This is a genomic window from Ectothiorhodospira sp. PHS-1, from assembly GCF_000225005.1.
Lineage (GTDB): Bacteria > Pseudomonadota > Gammaproteobacteria > Ectothiorhodospirales > Ectothiorhodospiraceae > Ectothiorhodospira.
Genome location: NZ_AGBG01000009.1, coordinates 62,102 through 79,968, shown reverse-complemented (window position 1 = coordinate 79,968; position 17,867 = coordinate 62,102). Strand labels below are relative to the sequence as shown.

Annotated in this window: 17 protein-coding genes and 1 riboswitch; of the genes, 12 read left to right on the top strand and 5 right to left on the bottom strand. The window is 66.6% G+C overall.

The window, feature by feature from the left end; all coding sequences use genetic code 11:
• Nucleotides 1-89 precede the first annotated feature (89 nt).
• The 11 genes from glyA to ECTPHS_RS05765 are packed head-to-tail and all read left to right on the top strand — an operon-like array spanning nucleotide 90 to nucleotide 8,325.
• Nucleotides 90-1,343, top strand: coding sequence for a serine hydroxymethyltransferase (gene glyA / locus ECTPHS_RS05815; protein ID WP_008931766.1), 1,254 nt, complete (start codon nucleotides 90-92; stop codon nucleotides 1,341-1,343).
• A 33-nt stretch (nucleotides 1,344-1,376) separates the two neighbouring features.
• Nucleotides 1,377-1,859 (top strand): transcriptional regulator NrdR, encoded by a 483-nt coding sequence (gene nrdR / locus ECTPHS_RS05810; RefSeq protein WP_008931765.1) that lies wholly within the window; start codon nucleotides 1,377-1,379, stop codon nucleotides 1,857-1,859.
• 9 nt (nucleotides 1,860-1,868) lie between these two features.
• Nucleotides 1,869-3,011, top strand: a complete 1,143-nt coding sequence (gene ribD / locus ECTPHS_RS05805; protein WP_040405274.1) for a bifunctional diaminohydroxyphosphoribosylaminopyrimidine deaminase/5-amino-6-(5-phosphoribosylamino)uracil reductase RibD — start codon at nucleotides 1,869-1,871, stop codon at nucleotides 3,009-3,011.
• Nucleotides 3,012-3,058: 47 nt separating this feature from the next.
• On the top strand, nucleotides 3,059-3,715 hold the full coding sequence (locus ECTPHS_RS05800; protein ID WP_008931763.1) for a riboflavin synthase: 657 nt from the start codon (nucleotides 3,059-3,061) through the stop codon (nucleotides 3,713-3,715).
• A gap of 49 nt (nucleotides 3,716-3,764) precedes the next feature.
• On the top strand, nucleotides 3,765-4,100 hold the full coding sequence (locus ECTPHS_RS05795; RefSeq protein ID WP_008931762.1) for a DUF3392 domain-containing protein: 336 nt from the start codon (nucleotides 3,765-3,767) through the stop codon (nucleotides 4,098-4,100).
• Nucleotides 4,101-4,147: 47 nt separating this feature from the next.
• Nucleotides 4,148-5,263 (top strand): bifunctional 3,4-dihydroxy-2-butanone-4-phosphate synthase/GTP cyclohydrolase II, encoded by a 1,116-nt coding sequence (gene ribBA / locus ECTPHS_RS05790; protein WP_008931761.1) that lies wholly within the window; start codon nucleotides 4,148-4,150, stop codon nucleotides 5,261-5,263.
• A gap of 15 nt (nucleotides 5,264-5,278) precedes the next feature.
• On the top strand, nucleotides 5,279-5,761 hold the full coding sequence (gene ribE, locus ECTPHS_RS05785; protein WP_008931760.1) for a 6,7-dimethyl-8-ribityllumazine synthase: 483 nt from the start codon (nucleotides 5,279-5,281) through the stop codon (nucleotides 5,759-5,761).
• Complete coding sequence (gene nusB, locus ECTPHS_RS05780) at nucleotides 5,758-6,201, top strand: transcription antitermination factor NusB (RefSeq protein ID WP_008931759.1); 444 nt, start codon at nucleotides 5,758-5,760, stop codon at nucleotides 6,199-6,201. The genes ribE and nusB overlap by 4 nt, the downstream gene beginning before the upstream one ends.
• A gap of 8 nt (nucleotides 6,202-6,209) precedes the next feature.
• On the top strand, nucleotides 6,210-7,181 hold the full coding sequence (thiL, locus tag ECTPHS_RS05775; RefSeq protein WP_008931758.1) for a thiamine-phosphate kinase: 972 nt from the start codon (nucleotides 6,210-6,212) through the stop codon (nucleotides 7,179-7,181).
• Complete coding sequence (locus ECTPHS_RS05770) at nucleotides 7,178-7,678, top strand: phosphatidylglycerophosphatase A (RefSeq protein WP_008931757.1); 501 nt, start codon at nucleotides 7,178-7,180, stop codon at nucleotides 7,676-7,678. The genes thiL and ECTPHS_RS05770 overlap by 4 nt, the downstream gene beginning before the upstream one ends.
• Entirely contained in the window at nucleotides 7,675-8,325 is a 651-nt protein-coding gene (locus tag ECTPHS_RS05765) for a TIGR02281 family clan AA aspartic protease (protein ID WP_008931756.1), read from the top strand. The genes ECTPHS_RS05770 and ECTPHS_RS05765 overlap by 4 nt, the downstream gene beginning before the upstream one ends.
• A 12-nt stretch (nucleotides 8,326-8,337) precedes the next feature.
• Here the strand turns inward: ECTPHS_RS05765 and ECTPHS_RS05760 are convergent, their stop codons facing one another.
• The 5 genes from ECTPHS_RS05760 to ECTPHS_RS05740 all read right to left on the bottom strand — a co-directional run bounded on the left by ECTPHS_RS05760 (nucleotide 8,338) and on the right by ECTPHS_RS05740 (nucleotide 15,394).
• Nucleotides 8,338-11,424, bottom strand: coding sequence for an efflux RND transporter permease subunit (locus ECTPHS_RS05760; RefSeq protein ID WP_008931755.1), 3,087 nt, complete (start codon nucleotides 11,422-11,424; stop codon nucleotides 8,338-8,340).
• 3 nt (nucleotides 11,425-11,427) lie between these two features.
• Nucleotides 11,428-12,675 carry an efflux RND transporter periplasmic adaptor subunit gene (locus ECTPHS_RS05755; RefSeq protein WP_008931754.1) on the bottom strand — a complete coding sequence of 416 codons (1,248 nt, stop codon included), beginning with the start codon at nucleotides 12,673-12,675 and terminating at the stop codon, nucleotides 11,428-11,430.
• 90 nt (nucleotides 12,676-12,765) lie between these two features.
• Nucleotides 12,766-13,569 carry an ABC transporter ATP-binding protein gene (locus ECTPHS_RS05750; RefSeq protein ID WP_008931753.1) on the bottom strand — a complete coding sequence of 268 codons (804 nt, stop codon included), beginning with the start codon at nucleotides 13,567-13,569 and terminating at the stop codon, nucleotides 12,766-12,768.
• On the bottom strand, nucleotides 13,566-14,534 hold the full coding sequence (locus tag ECTPHS_RS05745; protein ID WP_008931752.1) for an iron ABC transporter permease: 969 nt from the start codon (nucleotides 14,532-14,534) through the stop codon (nucleotides 13,566-13,568). Before ECTPHS_RS05745 ends, ECTPHS_RS05750 begins: the two co-directional genes overlap by 4 nt.
• Nucleotides 14,531-15,394 (bottom strand): cobalamin-binding protein, encoded by an 864-nt coding sequence (locus ECTPHS_RS05740; protein WP_246828320.1) that lies wholly within the window; start codon nucleotides 15,392-15,394, stop codon nucleotides 14,531-14,533. The genes ECTPHS_RS05745 and ECTPHS_RS05740 overlap by 4 nt, the downstream gene beginning before the upstream one ends.
• A gap of 196 nt (nucleotides 15,395-15,590) precedes the next feature.
• Nucleotides 15,591-15,847: riboswitch (cobalamin riboswitch) on the top strand.
• Nucleotides 15,848-16,009: 162 nt separating this feature from the next.
• Between ECTPHS_RS05740 and ECTPHS_RS05735 the strand changes: the two genes are divergently transcribed.
• Nucleotides 16,010-17,848, top strand: a complete 1,839-nt coding sequence (locus tag ECTPHS_RS05735) for a TonB-dependent receptor domain-containing protein (protein WP_008931749.1) — start codon at nucleotides 16,010-16,012, stop codon at nucleotides 17,846-17,848.
• Nucleotides 17,849-17,867 lie beyond the last annotated feature (19 nt).

The following is a 17,867-nucleotide window of genomic DNA, read 5'->3' as shown; positions in this document are numbered from 1 at the left end:
GTTTTTTGCGTGCGTGGAAAGGCAAAATCCAGTAACATTCAAGCCTTTTTCGAACGCCTGATCAATCGCTTTGCGGGGAGTAACCCGAAATGTTTTCCAGCAACATGAGTATCGCCGGCTATGACGATGAGCTTTGGCAGGCCATCGAGTCCGAGTCCCGTCGTCAGGAAGAGCATATCGAGCTGATCGCCTCGGAGAACTATGCCAGCCCCCGGGTGATGCAGGCCCAGGGCTCGGTACTCACCAACAAGTATGCCGAAGGATACCCCGGCAAGCGCTACTATGGTGGCTGCGAATACGTGGATACGGCCGAACAGCTGGCCATCGACCGCGCCAAGACCCTGTTCGGTGCCGACTACGTCAACGTCCAGCCCCATTCCGGCTCCCAGGCCAATGCCGCCGTCTACATGGCCCTGCTCAACCCCGGTGATACGGTACTGGGCATGAGCCTGGCCCATGGCGGCCATCTTACCCATGGTGCCAAGGTCAATTTCTCCGGCAAGATCTACCACTCGGTGCTCTACGGCATCGACGATCAGGGCTACATCGACTACGATCAGGTGGAAGCCCTGGCGGTGGAACACAAGCCGAAGATGATCGTGGCCGGTTTCTCCGCCTATTCCCGGGTGGTGGACTGGCAACGCTTCCGTGACATCGCCGACAAGGTGGGTGCCTACCTGATGGTGGACATGGCCCACGTGGCCGGTCTGGTGGCCGGCGGGGTCTATCCCAATCCGGTGCAGATCGCCGATGTGACCACTTCCACCACCCACAAGACCCTGCGCGGTCCCCGCGGCGGCATCATCCTGGCCCGGAGCAATCCGGAGCTGGAAAAGAAATTCAATTCCCTGGTCTTCCCCGGCACTCAGGGTGGTCCGCTGATGCACGCCATCGCCGGCAAGGCCGTGGCCTTCAAGGAAGCCCTGGAGCCCGGCTTCAAGGCCTATCAGCAGCAGGTGGTGGCCAATGCCCGCGTGATGGCGGCCGAGCTCATGGCCCGGGGCTACAAGGTGGTTTCCGGCGGTACCGACAACCACCTGTTCCTGGTGGACCTGATCGACAAGGGCATTACCGGCAAGGACGCGGACGCAGCACTGGGTCGGGCCAACATCACCGTGAACAAGAACTCGGTGCCCAACGATCCCCAGTCCCCCTTCGTCACCAGCGGTCTGCGCATCGGCACCCCGGCCATCACCACCCGCGGCTTCAAGGAGGCCGAGTGCAAGGCGCTGGCCCAGTGGATCTGCGACGTGCTGGACGATCTGGACAACCAGGCCGTGATCGACCAGGTCAAGGCCCGGGTGCTGGATGTCTGCGCCCGTTTCCCGGTGTATGGTCGCTGAGGCCGCATCGGGGCAGCCCGGGATGATGTCACCATGAAATGCCCTTTCTGCGGCGCCCCCGATACCCGCGTGGTGGATTCCCGCCTCGCGGGCGAGGGGGATCAGGTCCGGCGGCGCCGGGAGTGCGTCTCCTGCGGCGAACGCTTCACCACCTTCGAAGGGGCGGAGCTGAATTTGCCGCGGGTGATCAAGCGCGACGGTAGCCGAGAGCCCTTTGCCGAGGCCAAGTTGCGGGCGGGCATGATGCATGCGCTGGAAAAGCGCCCGGTGGCCACGGACCAGATCGAGGCCGCGGTGGTACGGATCAAGCATCAGGCCCTGAGTCAGGAGGAGCGGGAGATTCCGGCCAAGCGCATCGGCGACTGGGTGATGGAAGCCCTCAAGGAACTGGACCAAGTGGCCTACATCCGTTTTGCCTCGGTCTATCTGAGTTTTGCCGATGTCCAGGCGTTCCGCGAGATGGTGGAGCGCCTGGAGCGGGAACCGCCACCGGACGGCGGTGGTTCGACCGCCTGACCGATGGTCATGGCGCCGTTTACCAGCCGGGATCATCGGCTCATGGGGCGGGCCCTGCAACTGGCTCGCCGCGGGCTTTACACCACCGATCCCAATCCCCGGGTGGGGTGTGTGGTGGTCCGGGATGGTCATGTGCTGGGGGAGGGCTTTCATGTGCGGGCCGGCGAACCCCATGCGGAGGTCCTGGCCCTGGCCCATGCCGGCGAGGCGGCCCGGGGCGCCACGGCCTATGTGACCCTGGAACCTTGCAGCCATCATGGCCGAACCCCGCCGTGTGTGGATGCCTTGCTCCGGGCCGGCGTGGGGCGGGTGGTGGTGGCCATGACCGACCCCAACCCCCTGGTGGCCGGTCGGGGACTGGAACGGCTGCGGGAGGCGGGCGTGGCGGTGGCCGTGGGCCTGATGGAATCGGAGGCACGCGCCCTCAACCCCGGCTTCGTCAGCCGGATGGAGCGGGGGCGACCCTGGGTCCGGGTCAAGCTGGCGGCCAGTCTGGACGGTCGTACCGCCATGGCCTCCGGCGAGAGCCGCTGGATCACCGGCGAGGCGGCGCGGCGGGATGTACAGTTTCTGCGGGCCCGTGCCTCCGCCATCCTGACCGGGATGGGTACGGTACGGGCCGATGATCCCCGCCTGGATGTCCGCCTGTCGGCCGAGGCCCTGGACGTGGACGGACCGGTGCGCCAGCCCTTGCGGGTGGTGCTGGACCGGGAGGGCCGGCTGACCGCCGCCGCCCGCCTGTTTCAGACCGAGGGTCCGGTGCTGGTCTTGACCGACCCCGAGGCGCTGGCCCGTCAAACCCGGGATCTGGCCGATGTCAACGCCCGGGTCGAGGCCGTGACCGTCTCCCGGGGGCACCTGGATCTGCCCGCCGTGATGAACCTGCTGGCCCGGCATCAGGTCAATGAACTGCATGTGGAGGCCGGGCCGGTCTTGTGCGGTGCCCTGCTCGGGGCCGGTCTGGTGGATGAACTGGTGATCTACCTGGCACCCCATCTGATGGGCGCCACGGCACGGGGGCTGTTCGACCTGCCCCTGGGGCGAATGGCGGATCGCGTGGCACTGGACATCAGCGACATGCGGGCCGTGGGCAGGGACTGGCGAATCACGGCCCGTGTCGTCGGTCCGGGCGCGGGGGACGAGGGTCGCTGATCGACCCGCCCCGGCGCAATCGACAATCATCAACCCGAGATCCCGACATGTTCACAGGTATCATTCAGGCCGTCGGCACCCTGTCCGCTGTTGAGGCCCGGGGCGGAGACAGCCGCCTGACCCTGGGTACCGGCAAGTTGGACCTGTCCGATGTGAGACTGGGCGACAGCATTGCCGTCAACGGTGTGTGTCTGACCGCCGTGGCCCTGCCCGGCGACGGCTTCGTCGCCGACGTCTCCCGCGAGACCCTGTCCAGAACCTCTCTGGGGAATCTCTCGCCCGGTGACCCGGTGAACCTGGAGAAGGCGATGACTCTGTCCACGCCCCTGGGCGGCCATCTGGTCAGCGGCCATGTGGATGGCCTGGGCCGGATTACCGCCATCGAGCCCGATGGCCGCTCCTGGCGCTATCATGTGCAGGTGCCGGACGAACTGGCCCGTTACATCGCGCCCAAGGGATCGGTGTGCATCGACGGCACCAGCCTGACCGTGAATACGGTGGATGGGGCACGGTTCAGCGTCAATATCGTCCCCCACACCCAGCAGGAGACCATCATCCGGACCTATCGGGTGGGTACCGGGGTGAACATCGAGGTGGACGTGATTGCCCGTTACCTGGAGCGTCTGCTGCTGGGGGACGGGGCCGCCCGCTCCGGCAGTGCCATCAGCGAGGCCTTTCTGGCCGAGCACGGCTTTCTGAAATAAGCTCGGTGCCTGTGCACGATGTGATCTCGAACCAGGGGGGGGATGACCCATGATGGAATGGCTGGATGATACCCTGCTGCAGGCGGGGAACTGGGTGCGTGGCCATGTGGGCCAGATTGCACTGGCCTTCGTGGCCACGGTGCTGGTGATCTACGGCAACGATATCAATCGCGTGTTGAAGATGATCCTGCGCGCCTATCATCGTCTGGTCCGTCTGCTGGGCTTCGTCCTCATGTGTGCCTTCGGCTACGGCGCCCTGACCGTCTTCCTCACCCCCATGCTGGCCGATGCCATGCTCATGGTGGACACCCGATGGCTGGCCCCCATGGTGGTGGGTGCCTTCCTGTTGCTGGGCTTTCTGGCCGAGCGCAAGCATCAGATGTGATCCGACCCGGTCGGATTTCCACTCCAAACCCCAGCCGGCGATTGCCCATGTCATTCAATACCACGGAAGAAATCATCGAAGACCTGCGTCAGGGTCGGATGGTGATCATCGTCGATGACGAGGACCGGGAAAACGAGGGCGATCTGCTCATGATCGCCTCCCTGACCCGGCCCGAAGACATCAATTTCATGGCCCGCTTCGGGCGTGGCCTCATCTGCCTGACCCTGACCCGGGAACGCTGTCGTCAGCTCAAGCTGCCACTGATGGTGGGGGATACCAACGACAAGCATGCCACCAACTTCACCGTCTCCATCGAGGCGGCGGAAGGGGTGACCACCGGGATTTCCGCCTACGATCGCGCCCATACGGTGCGTACCGCGGTGGCGCCCAATGCGCGCCCCGAGGACCTGGTCCAGCCCGGACACATCTTTCCCCTCATGGCGCAGCCGGGTGGGGTGCTGGTGCGGGCCGGACATACCGAGGCCGGCTGTGACTATGCCCGCCTGGCGGGATTCGAGCCGGCGGCGGTGATCGTCGAGATCCTCAACGAGGACGGCTCCATGGCCCGGCGCCCGGACCTGGAGCGCTTTGCCGCCGAGCATGACCTGAAGATGGGCACCATCGAGGACCTGATCCGTTACCGCATCGAGAACGAGCGCAGCGTGGAACGGGTGGCGGAAAGCCCGTTTCCCACCGAGTTCGGCGAGTTTCGCCTCATCGCCTATGAGGATACGGTGGATAAGGTCCTGCACTTTGCCCTGGTCAAGGGCGAGGTGGACGGCGAGACACCCACCCTGGTGCGTGTCCATCTGGGAGGTGGCCTGTGCGATACCCTGGCCTATCGCGGCCCCAACTGCGGCTGGCCGTTGCGGGCGGCGCTGGCTCGCATCGAGGCGGAAGGGGCCGGGGTGGCAGTGGTCATTCACAAGCCGGAAAGTCCCCGGGAAATGGTCCGTCGCCTGCGGGAGATGGCCCTGCGCAGCCGCCAGCCCAGCCCGCCGGTCCAGGATGAGCAGGAACCGGCCGAGCTGCGCACCCACGGCATCGGCGCCCAGATTCTCAAGGACCTGGGCATCAGCAAGATGCGCCTGCTGTCCTCCCCCAAACGCTTCCATGGGCTCGGTGGTTTCGGGCTCGAAGTGGTCGAATACGTCAACGACTAAGTCAAGAGTGATCCCATGCATTCAGCCATCCAGACCCATGAAGGGACCTTCACCGACCTCTCCGACGTGCGCGTCGGCCTGGTCTTGTCCCGCTTCAACTCCTTCATCGTCGAGCGCCTGCTGGAAGGGGCCGAGGACGCCCTGCTGCGTCACGGCGTGCCGGCCGCGAACCTGACCGTGGCCCGGGTGCCCGGTGCCTACGAACTGCCCCTGGCGGTCAAGGTGATGGCCGATTCCGGCAAGTACGACGCCATCATCGCCCTGGGCTGCGTGATCCGCGGTTCCACCCCCCATTTCGACTATGTGGCGGGCGAGGCCACCAAGGGCCTGGCTCAGATTCAGCTTGAATACAGTCTGCCCATCTCCTTCGGCGTGCTGACCACGGACACCATCGAGCAGGCCATCGAGCGCGCCGGCACCAAGGCCGGCAACAAGGGCGCCGATGCCGCCCTGGGCGCCTTGGAAATGGTCAGCCTGATCCGGTCGCTTCGAGCATGAACCAGCCCCATTCCATGGACCACCGCCGCCTGACCCACGCCCGGCGCCATGCCCGGCGTCTGGTCATGCAGGCCCTGTATCAGTGGCAGCTGACCGGCTACCACCCCAAGGACATCCTGGCCCAGTTCAAGGAAGATCCCGAGATGGAAAAGGCGGACTGGGAATATTTCCGCATGATCCTGCTGGGGGTGACCGAGCAGGTGAAGGCCATTGATGCCCTGGTGGAGCCCCATCTGGACCGCCCCATGGAACAGGTGGACCCGGTGGAGCGGGCCATCCTGCGTCTGTCCGCCTATGAACTGCAGCATTGCCCCGAGGTGCCCTACAAGGTGGCCATCAGCGAGGCGGTGGCCCTGGCCAAGAAGTTTGGTGCGGAACAGGGCCATCGTTTCATCAACGGGGTCATCGACAAGGTGGCGGCCCAGGTGGCGACCCGCTAGTACCTGCCGTGAAGGAATTTGACCTGATCCGTCGTCATTTCACTCAGGCGCCCAGGCATCCGGACGTGATCCTGGGGGTGGGGGATGACGCGGCCCTGTTGCGGGTGCCGCCGGGACATGAATTGGTGGTATCGGTGGATACCCTGATTCAGGGCGTTCACTTTCCCGCGCAGACGCCCCCGGCCGCCGTGGGCCACAAGGCCCTGGCGGTGAACCTGAGCGATCTGGCCGCCATGGGCGCCATGCCCCGCTGGATCACCCTGGCCCTGACCCTGCCGGATCAGGACCCGGACTGGCTCGGAGCCTTTGCCCGGGGTCTGCTGGACCTGGCCCGGCAGCACGGGGTGGAACTGGTGGGCGGGGATACCACCCGGGGTCCCTTGTCCATCACGGTGCAGATCATGGGGGTGGCGCCGGTGGGGGCCGCCCTGCGACGTCGGGGTGCCCGCCCGGGAGATCGCATCATGGTCACGGGCACGCCGGGGGATGCGGCGCTGGCGTTGCAGCGGATGCTGGCCGGGCAGGCCCTGGATCCCGACGATCCGCTACGCCGGCGCCTGGATCGGCCCACGCCCCGGGTGGCGGCCGGATTGGCCCTGCGCGGTCTGGCCTCGGCCTGCATCGACATCTCCGATGGGCTGTGTCAGGACCTGGGTCATGTCCTGACGGCCTCCGGGGTCGGGGCGACCCTGCGCACATCCGACCTGCCCCTGTCGGCCGCCTTTCTGGCCCACATGCCCGCCGAGGGGATTGACTGGTCCCTGCCCCTGGCGGGAGGCGATGACTACGAACTCCTGTTCACGGTACCTCCCGAGAGGGTGCCCCGGGTCCATGAGCGTCTGGCGGGCACGGGGTGCCCGGTGACCGAGATAGGTGAGATCGAGGCCGAATCGGGGCTACGGGTGCTGGATCCGGCCGGTGACCGGCTGTCGCTGGATCGGGGCGGCTATGACCATTTTCAGATCGCGGAGTCCTCATGAGCCCATCCAAGCCCGCCCCCATCCCCCCGCGCCGGGTTCTCACGGACCCGGTGCATTTTCTGGCCTTCGGCTTCGGCAGCGGCCTGTCGCCCAAGGCCCCGGGCACGGCGGGCACGGTGGCCGCCATACCCCTGTATCTACTGTTGTCCGGCCTGCCGCCGTGGGGCTACCTGCTGGCCACCCTGATCGTGATCGGCGTCGGTGTCTGGCTCTGCGGCGAGAGCTCACGGCGTCTTGGGGTCCATGACCATCCTGGCATCGTCTGGGATGAGTTCGCCGGTTTTTTGGTCACCATGATCGCCGCGCCGGCGGGCTGGATCTGGGTGCTGGTGGGTTTCGTACTGTTCCGGATCTTCGACGTGCTCAAGCCCTGGCCCATCGGGTGGCTTGACCGGCGGGTGGAAGGCGGTTTTGGCATCATGGTGGATGACCTGTTGGCGGGGGTCTATGCTCTGGTGGTGCTGCAGCTACTGGCCTTTGCCTTCACCGCCCCATGAGAACCTGCCATCTCCCCCGGCTGACCCTGCTTTCGGTGCTCCTGGCCGCTCCCGCCGCCGCCGTGGACATTCATTTGATGGGGGTCTTTTCCGATCGCGCCGTGATGGCCCTGGACGGGCAGCGTCAGGTGTTGCGGGTGGGGGAGACGTCCGAAGCCGGGGTGCGCCTGATCAGCACCGACAGTCGCAGCGGGACCGTGCTCATCGAACTGGAGGGGCGTCAGCGTCAGATCGGCATCGACGGCCGCGTCGGCGGGGAATTCCAACCTCGGGCCATCAGCCAGGCGCGGATCTATCGGGGCAGTTCGGGCGGCTTCACCACGCCCGGCGCCATCAACGGCCATGCCGTCACCTTTCTGGTGGACACCGGCGCCTCGGCCATTGCCCTGAGTGCCGTGGAAGCCCGTCGTCTGGGGCTCGACTACACCCGGGGGGCTCAGGTTCGGGTGCAGACGGCCTCGGGCACCGAATGGGCGCACCGCATTCATCTGGACCGGGTGCGGGTGGGCGGGATCGAACAGCGCAATGTCCCGGCCTTCGTGCTGCCGGGAAATCAGCCCGGCATGGCCCTGCTGGGCATGAGTTTTCTGGACCAGGTGGACATGCGTAACGAAGGTGGGGCGCTGATACTGGAACAACGCTTCTGACCCAGTGCTTGTTCAGCGGTTCACCCATCGCTCATGCACCGCCAGCAAGGCGGGGATCACCACCAGGACCAGCACCGTGGCCACCGCCAGACCGAAGACGATGGATACCGCCATGGGGATCAGGAACTGGGCCTGCACCGAACGCTCGAACAACAGCGGCACCAGTCCCGCGATGGTGGTGAACGAGGTCAGAAGCACCGCACGCAGGCGCTGGCAGGAGGCCTCCACGATGGCCGCGTCCTGGGCCAGGCCTTCCTCGCGCAGGGACTGATAGAAACTCACCAGGATGATGGAGTTGTTCACCACGATACCGGTCAGGCCGAACAGCCCGAACAGGGACAGGATGGTCATTTCCATGCCCAGGAGCCAGTGCCCGGCCAGGGCGCCCAGCAGGCCGAAGGGGATGATGGCCATGACCACCAGCGGCCAGCCGTAGGATCCGAACACCCAGGCCAGGGTGAGATAGATCAGCGCCAGGGCAAAGATCAGACCCATGCGCATGTCCGCCAGGGTTTCCGCCTGGTCCGCTGCCCGGCCTTCGAAGGACCACGTCACCCCATGACGTTCGGTCAGCGAGGGAAGTACGTCGGCCGCCAGCTGTTCGCGGACCCGGCCGGCATTGTTCACCGCCCGGTCCACTTCGGCGGATACGGAAATGGCCAGCCGGCCATCGGCTCGGCGCAGGGTTTCGAAGCCCTGGCGCGGCTGGAACTCGGCCACCGTGTCCAGGGGGGCCATGCCCCCGCCCGGCAGGATCACCGTAAAGCGCTCCAGGGTGACGCCGCGGTGACGCTCGTCGTCGGGCAGGATCACGCGCACCTCTACTTCTTCCAGACCCTCTTGAAAGATCTGTGCCAGCGCCCCGTCGAAGGCGTGACGCAGCTGACGACCGAGGGATTCCGTGGTCAGTCCCAGGGCCAGGCCCTCGGGTCGGAGCCGGTAGATGAGCTGCTCCCGGCCATAGGGCATGTTGTCTTCCACCGCAAACACGCCGGGAAAGTCGTTGAGTGTCTCGGCCAGTTCCAGCCCGGCCGCCTTGAGCCGTTCCGGGTCCGCCCCGGTCAGGCGGATATCCACGTCCCTTCCCGGCGGGCCGGCCTGGCGTTCCGTGATGCTGAACAGCTCGATCCCCGGCGGCATCTGGATGCGTGACTGCCATTCCCGGATGAACCGGGTGTTGCGCACGTCCCGCTGATCCGGGGAGACCAGTTCCACCAGGATGGCGCCGAACTGGTCTCCCCGGGGCGCCTGTACCGGCCCACCGGTGTCCACGCCCCGGCCCAGGGAGACCACCACGTTGCGGATCAGGTTGCCGCCCAACTCGGATTCGGTGTCACGGAGGGTGGACTCCACATGTTCCAGGAACCGTTCCACCCGTTCCGGCGGGGTCCCGGCGACGAAGTGGGCGGCGGCCGTGACCACGGTGCCTTCGGGAGCGGGAAAGAAGGTGAAGCCGATGCGACCACCCACCAGCAGGCCCATGGCCAGGATCAGGACCGCCACCGCGCCCGCCAGGGTGATGCCGGCATGTTCCACCGATTGGGTGACCAGTCGCCGGAAGGGGCCTTCACGAAAGGCATCGAAGCGCTTGTCGAAACGGTCGCGGAAGGAGCCGGGTCGAGGCGGTCTGACCTTTTCCAGGCTGTTCTTGAGGTGGAAGGGCAGCACCAGGAAGCTGATCACCAGGGTGGCCAGAATGACGCAGATCACCACCAGGGGGATGTCGAAGAGGATGTTGCCGATGATGCCGCCGATGAGCATCAGCGGCAGGAAGGCGGCCACGGTGGTGAGGGAGGCGGAGATCACCGGGGCGATCATGCGTTGAGCGCCCCGCTGGGCCGCCTGGGCCGCGTTCATGCCCCGTTGGTACTGGGTGTAGGCATGTTCACTGACCACGATGGCATTGTCGACGATGATGCCCAGGGACATGATGAAGCCGAACAGGGACATCATGTTGATGCTGCCGCCCAGGGCCCAGAGGGCGAGGAAGGCGGCGGTGAACGAGACGGGGATGCTCAGGGCCACCCGCAGGGCCAGGCGGCCGTTGAGGAACAGGAACAGGATCGCCAGTACCAGGATCAGACCGCCGGCCCCGTTCTTGAGCAGCAGGCCGATGCGTTCCACCAGGGGTTCGTAGAACTGGTCATAGACATGGATCTGTACTCCCGGCGGCAGCGTCTCTTTTGCCTCGTCCAGCCAGCCCAGCAGGATGCCGGAGGCGTCCAGGGCATCATCCCGTTCCGCCCGTTGCAGGGACATTTCCACCGCGGGTTCGCCCTGATAGCGCACCAGCACCTGATTGTCCCGGATCCTGCGCTCGATCCGGGCCACATCCCCCAGCAGGATCAGGCCCCCTTCGGCGTCGCTGCGCAGGGGCAGGCGGGCAAAGGCCATTTCCTCCCGACCCTGTTCCAGGCTGCGCAGCTGCCGGGCGCTGTCGTCCCGGCCCACCATCCCCGCGGGCAGATCAAGGGAGAGACCGGCGATCCGCTCGCCCACCTGACCCAGGGTCATGCCCAGATCCAGCAGTCGGGCGGTGGGAATCTGGATGGCCATCTCCTCTTCCGGCAGGCCGGAAAAGTCGATGCGGGCAATCCCCTGGTCCAGCAACTGACGCTCGAACTCCCGTACCAGGGGGCGCAGTTCACGCAGATCGGGCCCGCTGACGAGTAGCCGGGCGATGGGCTCGTAGCGGATGATGCGGTTGACAATGGGTGTCTCGGCGGCCTCCGGCAGGTTGCGTTGCTGGGCCACCACGTCCTTGACCTGGTCCGTGGCCAGGGTCATGTCGGTGCCGGCCTGGAACTCCAGAGTGATGGAGGCGATGCCCAGGGCCGAGGTGGAGGTGAGGCTGCGCAGACCGTCCACGGTGCGCAGTTCCTGTTCCAGGGGAATGGTGATGCCGGTTTCCACGTCTTCCGCGCTGGCGCCGGTCCAGGCCACCTGCACGGTGACGAAATCCAGGGCGAAGTTGGGGAAGAACTGGGTGTTGAGCTTGAGCAGCGCCCAGGAGCCGGACAGCAGCATCAGAGCCACCAGCAGGTTGGCCGCCACCGGATGCCGCAGGAAGAAGGGGATCACACCACGGGAACGGGCCATGGATCAGTCTGCCTCCGCGCTGACCCGCAGGCCGTCGATGGCATTGGGCAGCCGGGTGGTGATGATCCGGTCACCCGCTCGCAGGGCCTCGCCGGACACCAGGATGCGTTCGCGACCGTCCTCGTCCACCCATTCGCCCACCCGTCGCACTGCAAGGCCCTGCATGCGTCCGTCTTCCAGGCGGTAGATGCGATCCAGCCCGTACAGGGCCTCGAAGGGCAGGGCCACCACGTGCTCTCTGGGTGGCAGGGAGAGGCGCAGGCTGACGAAGCGTCCCAGGGGGACGTCCTGGGTATCCGAGACGATCCGGAACAGCCCTTCCACGCCGGCACTGCCGGCCCCGGTTTCGCCGGCCAGACGGCTCAGTTCAAGGGTCAGGGGCAGGCCATCCACCCGGGCCTGGGCAACGGGCGGGGATGCCATGTCGAGGGCCTGGCGCACCGCCGGCAGATGGACGGCGGGGATGGGGGCGCGCACCTCCAGGGCCTGGGTATCGAACAGGGTCACCAGTGCGTCGCCCACCCGCACCCGGTCCCCGGGGGCGACATTGACGCGGGCGATGCGGCCGTCGAAGGGGGCGCGGACATGGCTGCGCTCCAGATCCAGGGCGGCCTGGGCCAGCTGGGCCTCTGCCCGGCGGGTGCGTGCTCGCAGCTGTTCCCGGCGGGCGTCGTAATCATCCAGGGCCAGCTGCCGGTTGGCCACGGCCAGGGCCTGCTGCTCCCGGTTGCGCTGGGCCTCTTCCAGGGTGGCGGGGGAACCCAGGTTGCGATTGAGCAGGTCCTGGGCCCGGTTCACGGCCCGTTCCGCCAGCGCCAGCAGGGTGCGTTCCCGGTCCAATGCCTCCCGATCCCGGGCGTGGCTTCGTTCCAGGGCCCGCAGCTGTGCCCGCAGGTCATCCAGATCCGCCTGCCGTTGCCGGACCAGCAGTTCCAGTTCCCGGTCGTCCAGGATCACCAGGGTGTCTCCGGCTTGGACCTGGCGACCTTCCTCCACCGGCACCCGGGCCACGTCCGCTTCCACCGCGGCGCGCAGGCCGGCCGCCCGGGGCGAGGTGACATGGCCGTGGAGCGTGACCTGGGGAGGAAGGGTCCGGGGCGTGATCTCTTCGGCCGTCACCCGCCACACCCGCTCCGCCACCTGCCGGGGCGGTTCGGAAGGCCGGGTGATCAGCAGCAGGACGAACCCGCCGATACCGATGGCCAGCAGGATCAGGGGCAGCAAGCGCTTGATGCGGGGAGGCAGGGGCATGGGCGGTCGAGGGCTGAGGTGAACCGGCATTGTAGCCGGGTTGAGGAGGTAATTCAGTGTTTGCTTATTTTTGGGTCTTTGGGCCGGACGTTACCGGGTTCGGGGAAAGAACACCGGCATGCCTTCCACCTCGCCGGTGACCAGGGCCTGTCCGTAGAGGCGTTCCAGGGCGTTGGGCACCAGCATCTCCCGGGTGGTTCCCCAGCATGCCTCGTCGCCGGGGTACATGAGCAGCAGGTGATCGCAGTAGCGGGCGGCCAGGTTGACGTCGTGCAGGGTGAGGACGGCGCTGCGTCCCTCGGCCACGGCCCGGCGGACGATGTCCAGCACCGCCACCTGATGGTGCAGGTCCAGATGGTTGGTGGGCTCGTCCAGCAGGAAGATGCGCGGGTCCTGGGTGAGGGCGGTGGCAATGGCCAGGCGCTGGCGCTCGCCGCCGGAGAGGGTGGCGATGAGACGGGTTTCCATGCCGGCCAGATCCACCTGCCGCAGGGCCTTGAGGGCCGCCTGATGGTCTTCGGCCGACTCCATCTCCCAGGGACGCAGGTAGGGATGACGGCCGATCAGGGCCGTTTCCAGCACCGTGGCCGGAAACCCGTCCTGATGATCCTGGAAGACCATGCCCAGCAGACGGGCGATGCGGCGGCGGGGCAGTTGCCCCAGGGGCTGGCCCTGGAGCCGGATGGTACCCCGGCGGGGCGGTCGCAGACCGGCCAGGGTATGCAACAGGGTGCTCTTGCCGGCCCCGTTGGGGCCCAGGATGCCCCAGCACTGACCGGCCCGGATGTCCAGGTTCAGGGGGGCGCCGTCGCCCCGGCCGGGGATGTCCACCACCAGGTCCATGAGTGTCAGCAGGGGTGCGGGGGCTGACTGAAGAAGTCGGGAATCGGTCATCGGCTGCGGTAGAGCAGGTACAGGAACACCGGGACGCCCAGCATGGCGGTGATCACGCCCACCGGCAACTGCTGGGGGGCGATCAGGGTCCGCGCCAGGGTGTCCGCCAGGGTGAGCAGGATGCCGCCGGCCAGGGCCGAGGCCGGCAGGATCAGGCGCTGGTCATTGCCCAGCACCAGACGTAGCATGTGCGGCACGATCAGACCCACGAAACCCACACTGCCCGCCATGGTGATGGCCGTCGCCGTGACCAGGGCCGCCACCCCGTAGAGGGTCCATTCCAGGGGGCGCACGGCAACACCCAGGGCTGCCGCCTGCAGCGGTCCCCGGGCCAGTACGTTGAGACTGCGCCCCAGGGGCATGGCCACCAGCACGACGACCACCAGCACGATCCAGGCCGGCCAGGGGCTGTGGGCATGGGACAGATCCCCCATCAGCCAGTAGAGCATCCCCGGTAGTTCGGTGGTGGGGCTAATCGCCAGCAGGAAGCTGATGAAGGCACCCCAGCCCGCCGCCACCACCACCCCGGTCAGCAGCAGACGGGTGGGTGTCCAGCTCCCGGTGCCGTGGGCCAGGCCGAAGACGATGAGGGTGGACAACAGGGCGCCGGCAAAGGCCGCCCCCGATACCATGGCCATGCCCAGGCCCGCCAGCATGGACAGCAACGCCCCCACCGCCGCGCCGCCGGACAGCCCCAGCACATAGGGGTCCGCCAGGGGGTTGCGCAGCAGTACCTGCATCAGCGCCCCGGCCACCGCCAGCAGGCCGCCGGTGGCAAAGGCCGCCAGGGCGCGGGGCAGGCGCAGTTCCAGGATCAGGGTCCGGTGCAGCGGCTCGCCGCCGCCGGTGAGCACGGCCAGGGTCTCGGTGGGCGTCAGCGGGACGCTGCCCAGGGCCACGGCGATGCCCAGGGACAGGCCGGCGGCCCCCAGCAGGATCGGCAGCACCAGGGCCGGTCGGCTCACTCGGTCGCCTCCGGGCGTCGGGTGCGGGCGGTCTCCAGGGCTTCGCAAACCTGCCGGGTGCCTTCCAGAATGCGGGGCGTGGCCCGTTGCAGCAGGGACGGGGGGATGAAGAACAGATTGTCCCTGGCGGTGGCGGTCAGGGTCGGCCAGCGGCGCCACTCCTCGATCCAGTGCGGGCTGTCCTCACCCATGCCGCCCCCCAGGATCGCTTCCGGATCGGCGGCCAGCACCACTTCCCGATCCAGTCGCGGGACCAGGGCTTCCAGGTCACCGAACAGGTTGTGGCCGCCGCAGATTTCGATGGCGCGGGAGATCAGGTGCTGGTCGTTGAGGGTCATGAGGGGACGGTCCCAGATCTGGTAGAACACCGTCACCCTGGGCCGGTCGCCGTATTGTGCTTCCAATGCCCGCAGATCCCGACGGAAGTCCTCGGCCGCTTCCCGTCCCTGGGGTGCCCGCCCGGCCAGGGTGCCCAGGCGTTCCAGGGCCAGGGCCAGCTGTTCGAAATCCTCGGGGTCGTTGTAGTAGACGGGAAGCCCCAGCCGGGCCAGGCGCTCCACCTGGGCCTGGACGTTGCCGCTGCTCCAGGCCACCACCAGATCCGGTTTCAGGGCCAGGATGGATTCCATGTCCAGTTGCTTGTAGCTGCCGATCCTGGGGATGTCCGCTGCCGCCGCCGGGTAGTCGCTGAAACTCACCGTGCCCACGATCCGGTTGCCGGCACCCACGGCAAACAAAAGCTCGGTGATGTGGGGGGCCAGGCTGATGATGCGCTCGGCCGGCGCGGCGAGGGACACCGTCTGCTGTCGGTCATCGATGACCTGGACCGGCGTCGGCGCGGCGGGGTCGGCCGTGGCCATGGTCAGCCAGGCACTGAGGCATAAAATGCCGGATATCATCGGTAAACGGGCTTTTTTTGCGCGCATCGTCGCCTTTCTTGCTGATTGCCGATAGTGGGTGATCAAGTCTTGAAGGCAGGCATTATAGCAGTTGCCGGCGGTCAATCCTGCCGGAAAAAACCCCATTGGCGGTAGCCAATCATGATCCTGTTGCGTATTATCCTGCCTCGCTTCAGGTGCCGGATGCGTGACACACATCCGGTGAAACGGGAAGCCGGTGCGACCATGGCCCAAGGCCATGGACAATGCCGGCGCTGCCCCCGCAACGGTAGGCGAGGTGGGGGGTCCATGGTGTTTCCAGGATCCCCGGCAGGGCGATACAACCACTGCGCGCAAGCGTGGGAAGGTGCCCTGACCAGGTCGTACATGACCCGCCCGCGAGCCCGGAGACCGGCCTGATGCGCTTACGCGGCATTGCGGAGGGCTTTGCGCGGCTCGATATCTTCGGGTTCCCCGGTAGGGAAGTGCCGTTCGTGGTCGTGTGCCAGGACGGGTTTCCCGTGCCCCTGGCTCTCCAGCATGCCGTCCTGATTCAAGACTGCATGGCGCGCGGGCGGCGCGCCGGAGAGTATCCCCATGCACAAGAAGTCCCTGCTGTCGGCCGCGATCCTGCTGGCCCTTCCCCATGCCCTGTCTGCCCAGGAAATGATCGCCCGGCTCGATCCCATCCTGGTGACCCCCACCCGCACGGCCCAGACCGTGGATCAGACCCTGGCGTCGGTGACCGTGATCGAGCGTGAAGAGATCGAGCGGTTGCAGCCGAAGGCGTTCGCGGATCTGTTGGCGGCCCGGGCTGGCATTGCCCTGTCTCAAAATGGTCCCTTCGGCAAGACCACCGGCCTGTTCCTGCGCGGCGCCGCTTCGGATCACACCCTGTTGCTGATCGACGGCGTGCGCATGGGCTCCGCCACCCTGGGCAGTGCCTCCTGGCAGTTCCTGCCCCCGGCGGAGATCGAGCGGGTGGAGATTGTTCGCGGACCCAGAACCAGTCTCTATGGTTCCGATGCCATCGGCGGCGTGATCCAGGTCTTTACCCGGGAAGGTGACGGCCCGGCCCGGGTGCGGGCGCACATGGGGGCCGGTTCCTTCAATACCCGGGAATATGGCCTTGGGGTATCCGGCAGCCAGGACCGGACCCGCTACAGCCTCTCCGGCAGTCACTTCGGCACCGATGGCATCGATGTTCAGCGGGGGGTGGGGGATTCCGGTCGGGACGGATTCCACAACAGCAGTGTCTCCGGACGTTTGTCCCACCAGGCTACCGAGGGTCTGGAGCTGTTCGGTTCCTTCCATCATGCCTTCGGAGAGACCGACTACGATTCTGGTCAGTTGGCCCGGGACTGGATCGATTTCGTCCATCATGCCTCCCGAATCGGTGTCCGTGGGCAGCTCCACGAGGTCTGGTTCAGTGAACTGAGCGTCAGCCACAGCCGGGATGAGAACGAAACCTTCCAGAATGGGGTGGCCTCGTCACGGATCGATACGACGCGCTACCTGCTGGCCTGGCAGAACGACCTCCTGCTGGGGGATCATCTGTTCACGGCGGGGGTGGACTACCAGGAAGACAAAGTGAGCAGTTCCAGGGACTATGACGAGACCCGGCGGGACAACTGGGGGGTATATGCTCAGCTCCAGCTGGACCTGGGGCATCATGCCCTGACCGGCAGCCTGCGGCAGGATGACAACGAGGCTTTTGGCAAGGAAACCACCGGGCAGCTGGCCTGGGGCTACCGGATCACCGATGCCTGGCGGGTTCGTGCCAGCGGCGGCACGGCCTTTAAGGCGCCCACCTTCAACGACCTGTACTGGCCCGGTGGCGGCAATCCGGACCTGGCACCGGAATCCTCCGAAACCTATGAACTGGGGCTGCGTCATCAATCCGGTGGTTTTCATGCGGATCTGGCGGTGTTCCAGTCTGACATCGACGATCTGATCGAGTGGGCGCCGGTGCCCGGCAGCTCTTTCTGGCAGCCGCAGAACGTGGAAAAGGCGCGTATCCGTGGCCTGGAACTGGAGACGGGGATGCGTCATGCCCACTGGTCGGCCCTCCTGTCCCTGACCTTGCTGGATCATGAGAACCGCCATACCGGTCATGAGCTGCGGCGTCGCCCCAACGAGATCGCGCGTCTGGATCTGGACCGGCGATGGCAGGACTGGTCTTTCGGGACCACCCTCATTGCCGAGGGACGGCGCTACAATGATGCCGCCAACACCGACCGCATCGCCGGTCACGAGTTGGTGCATCTGCGGGCCGCTTATCAGGTGAATCCGGCCTGGACGGTGCGGGCGACCCTGAACAACGTGTTCGACCGTGACTATGTCACGGCCCGCCAAGCCGGGTTTGGTGGGCAGCCCGCCATTGATTATGAACAGCCGGGTCGGGCATTTTATCTGACCCTCAACTACCAGCAATGAGGGGCCTGCCCGCCCCGCA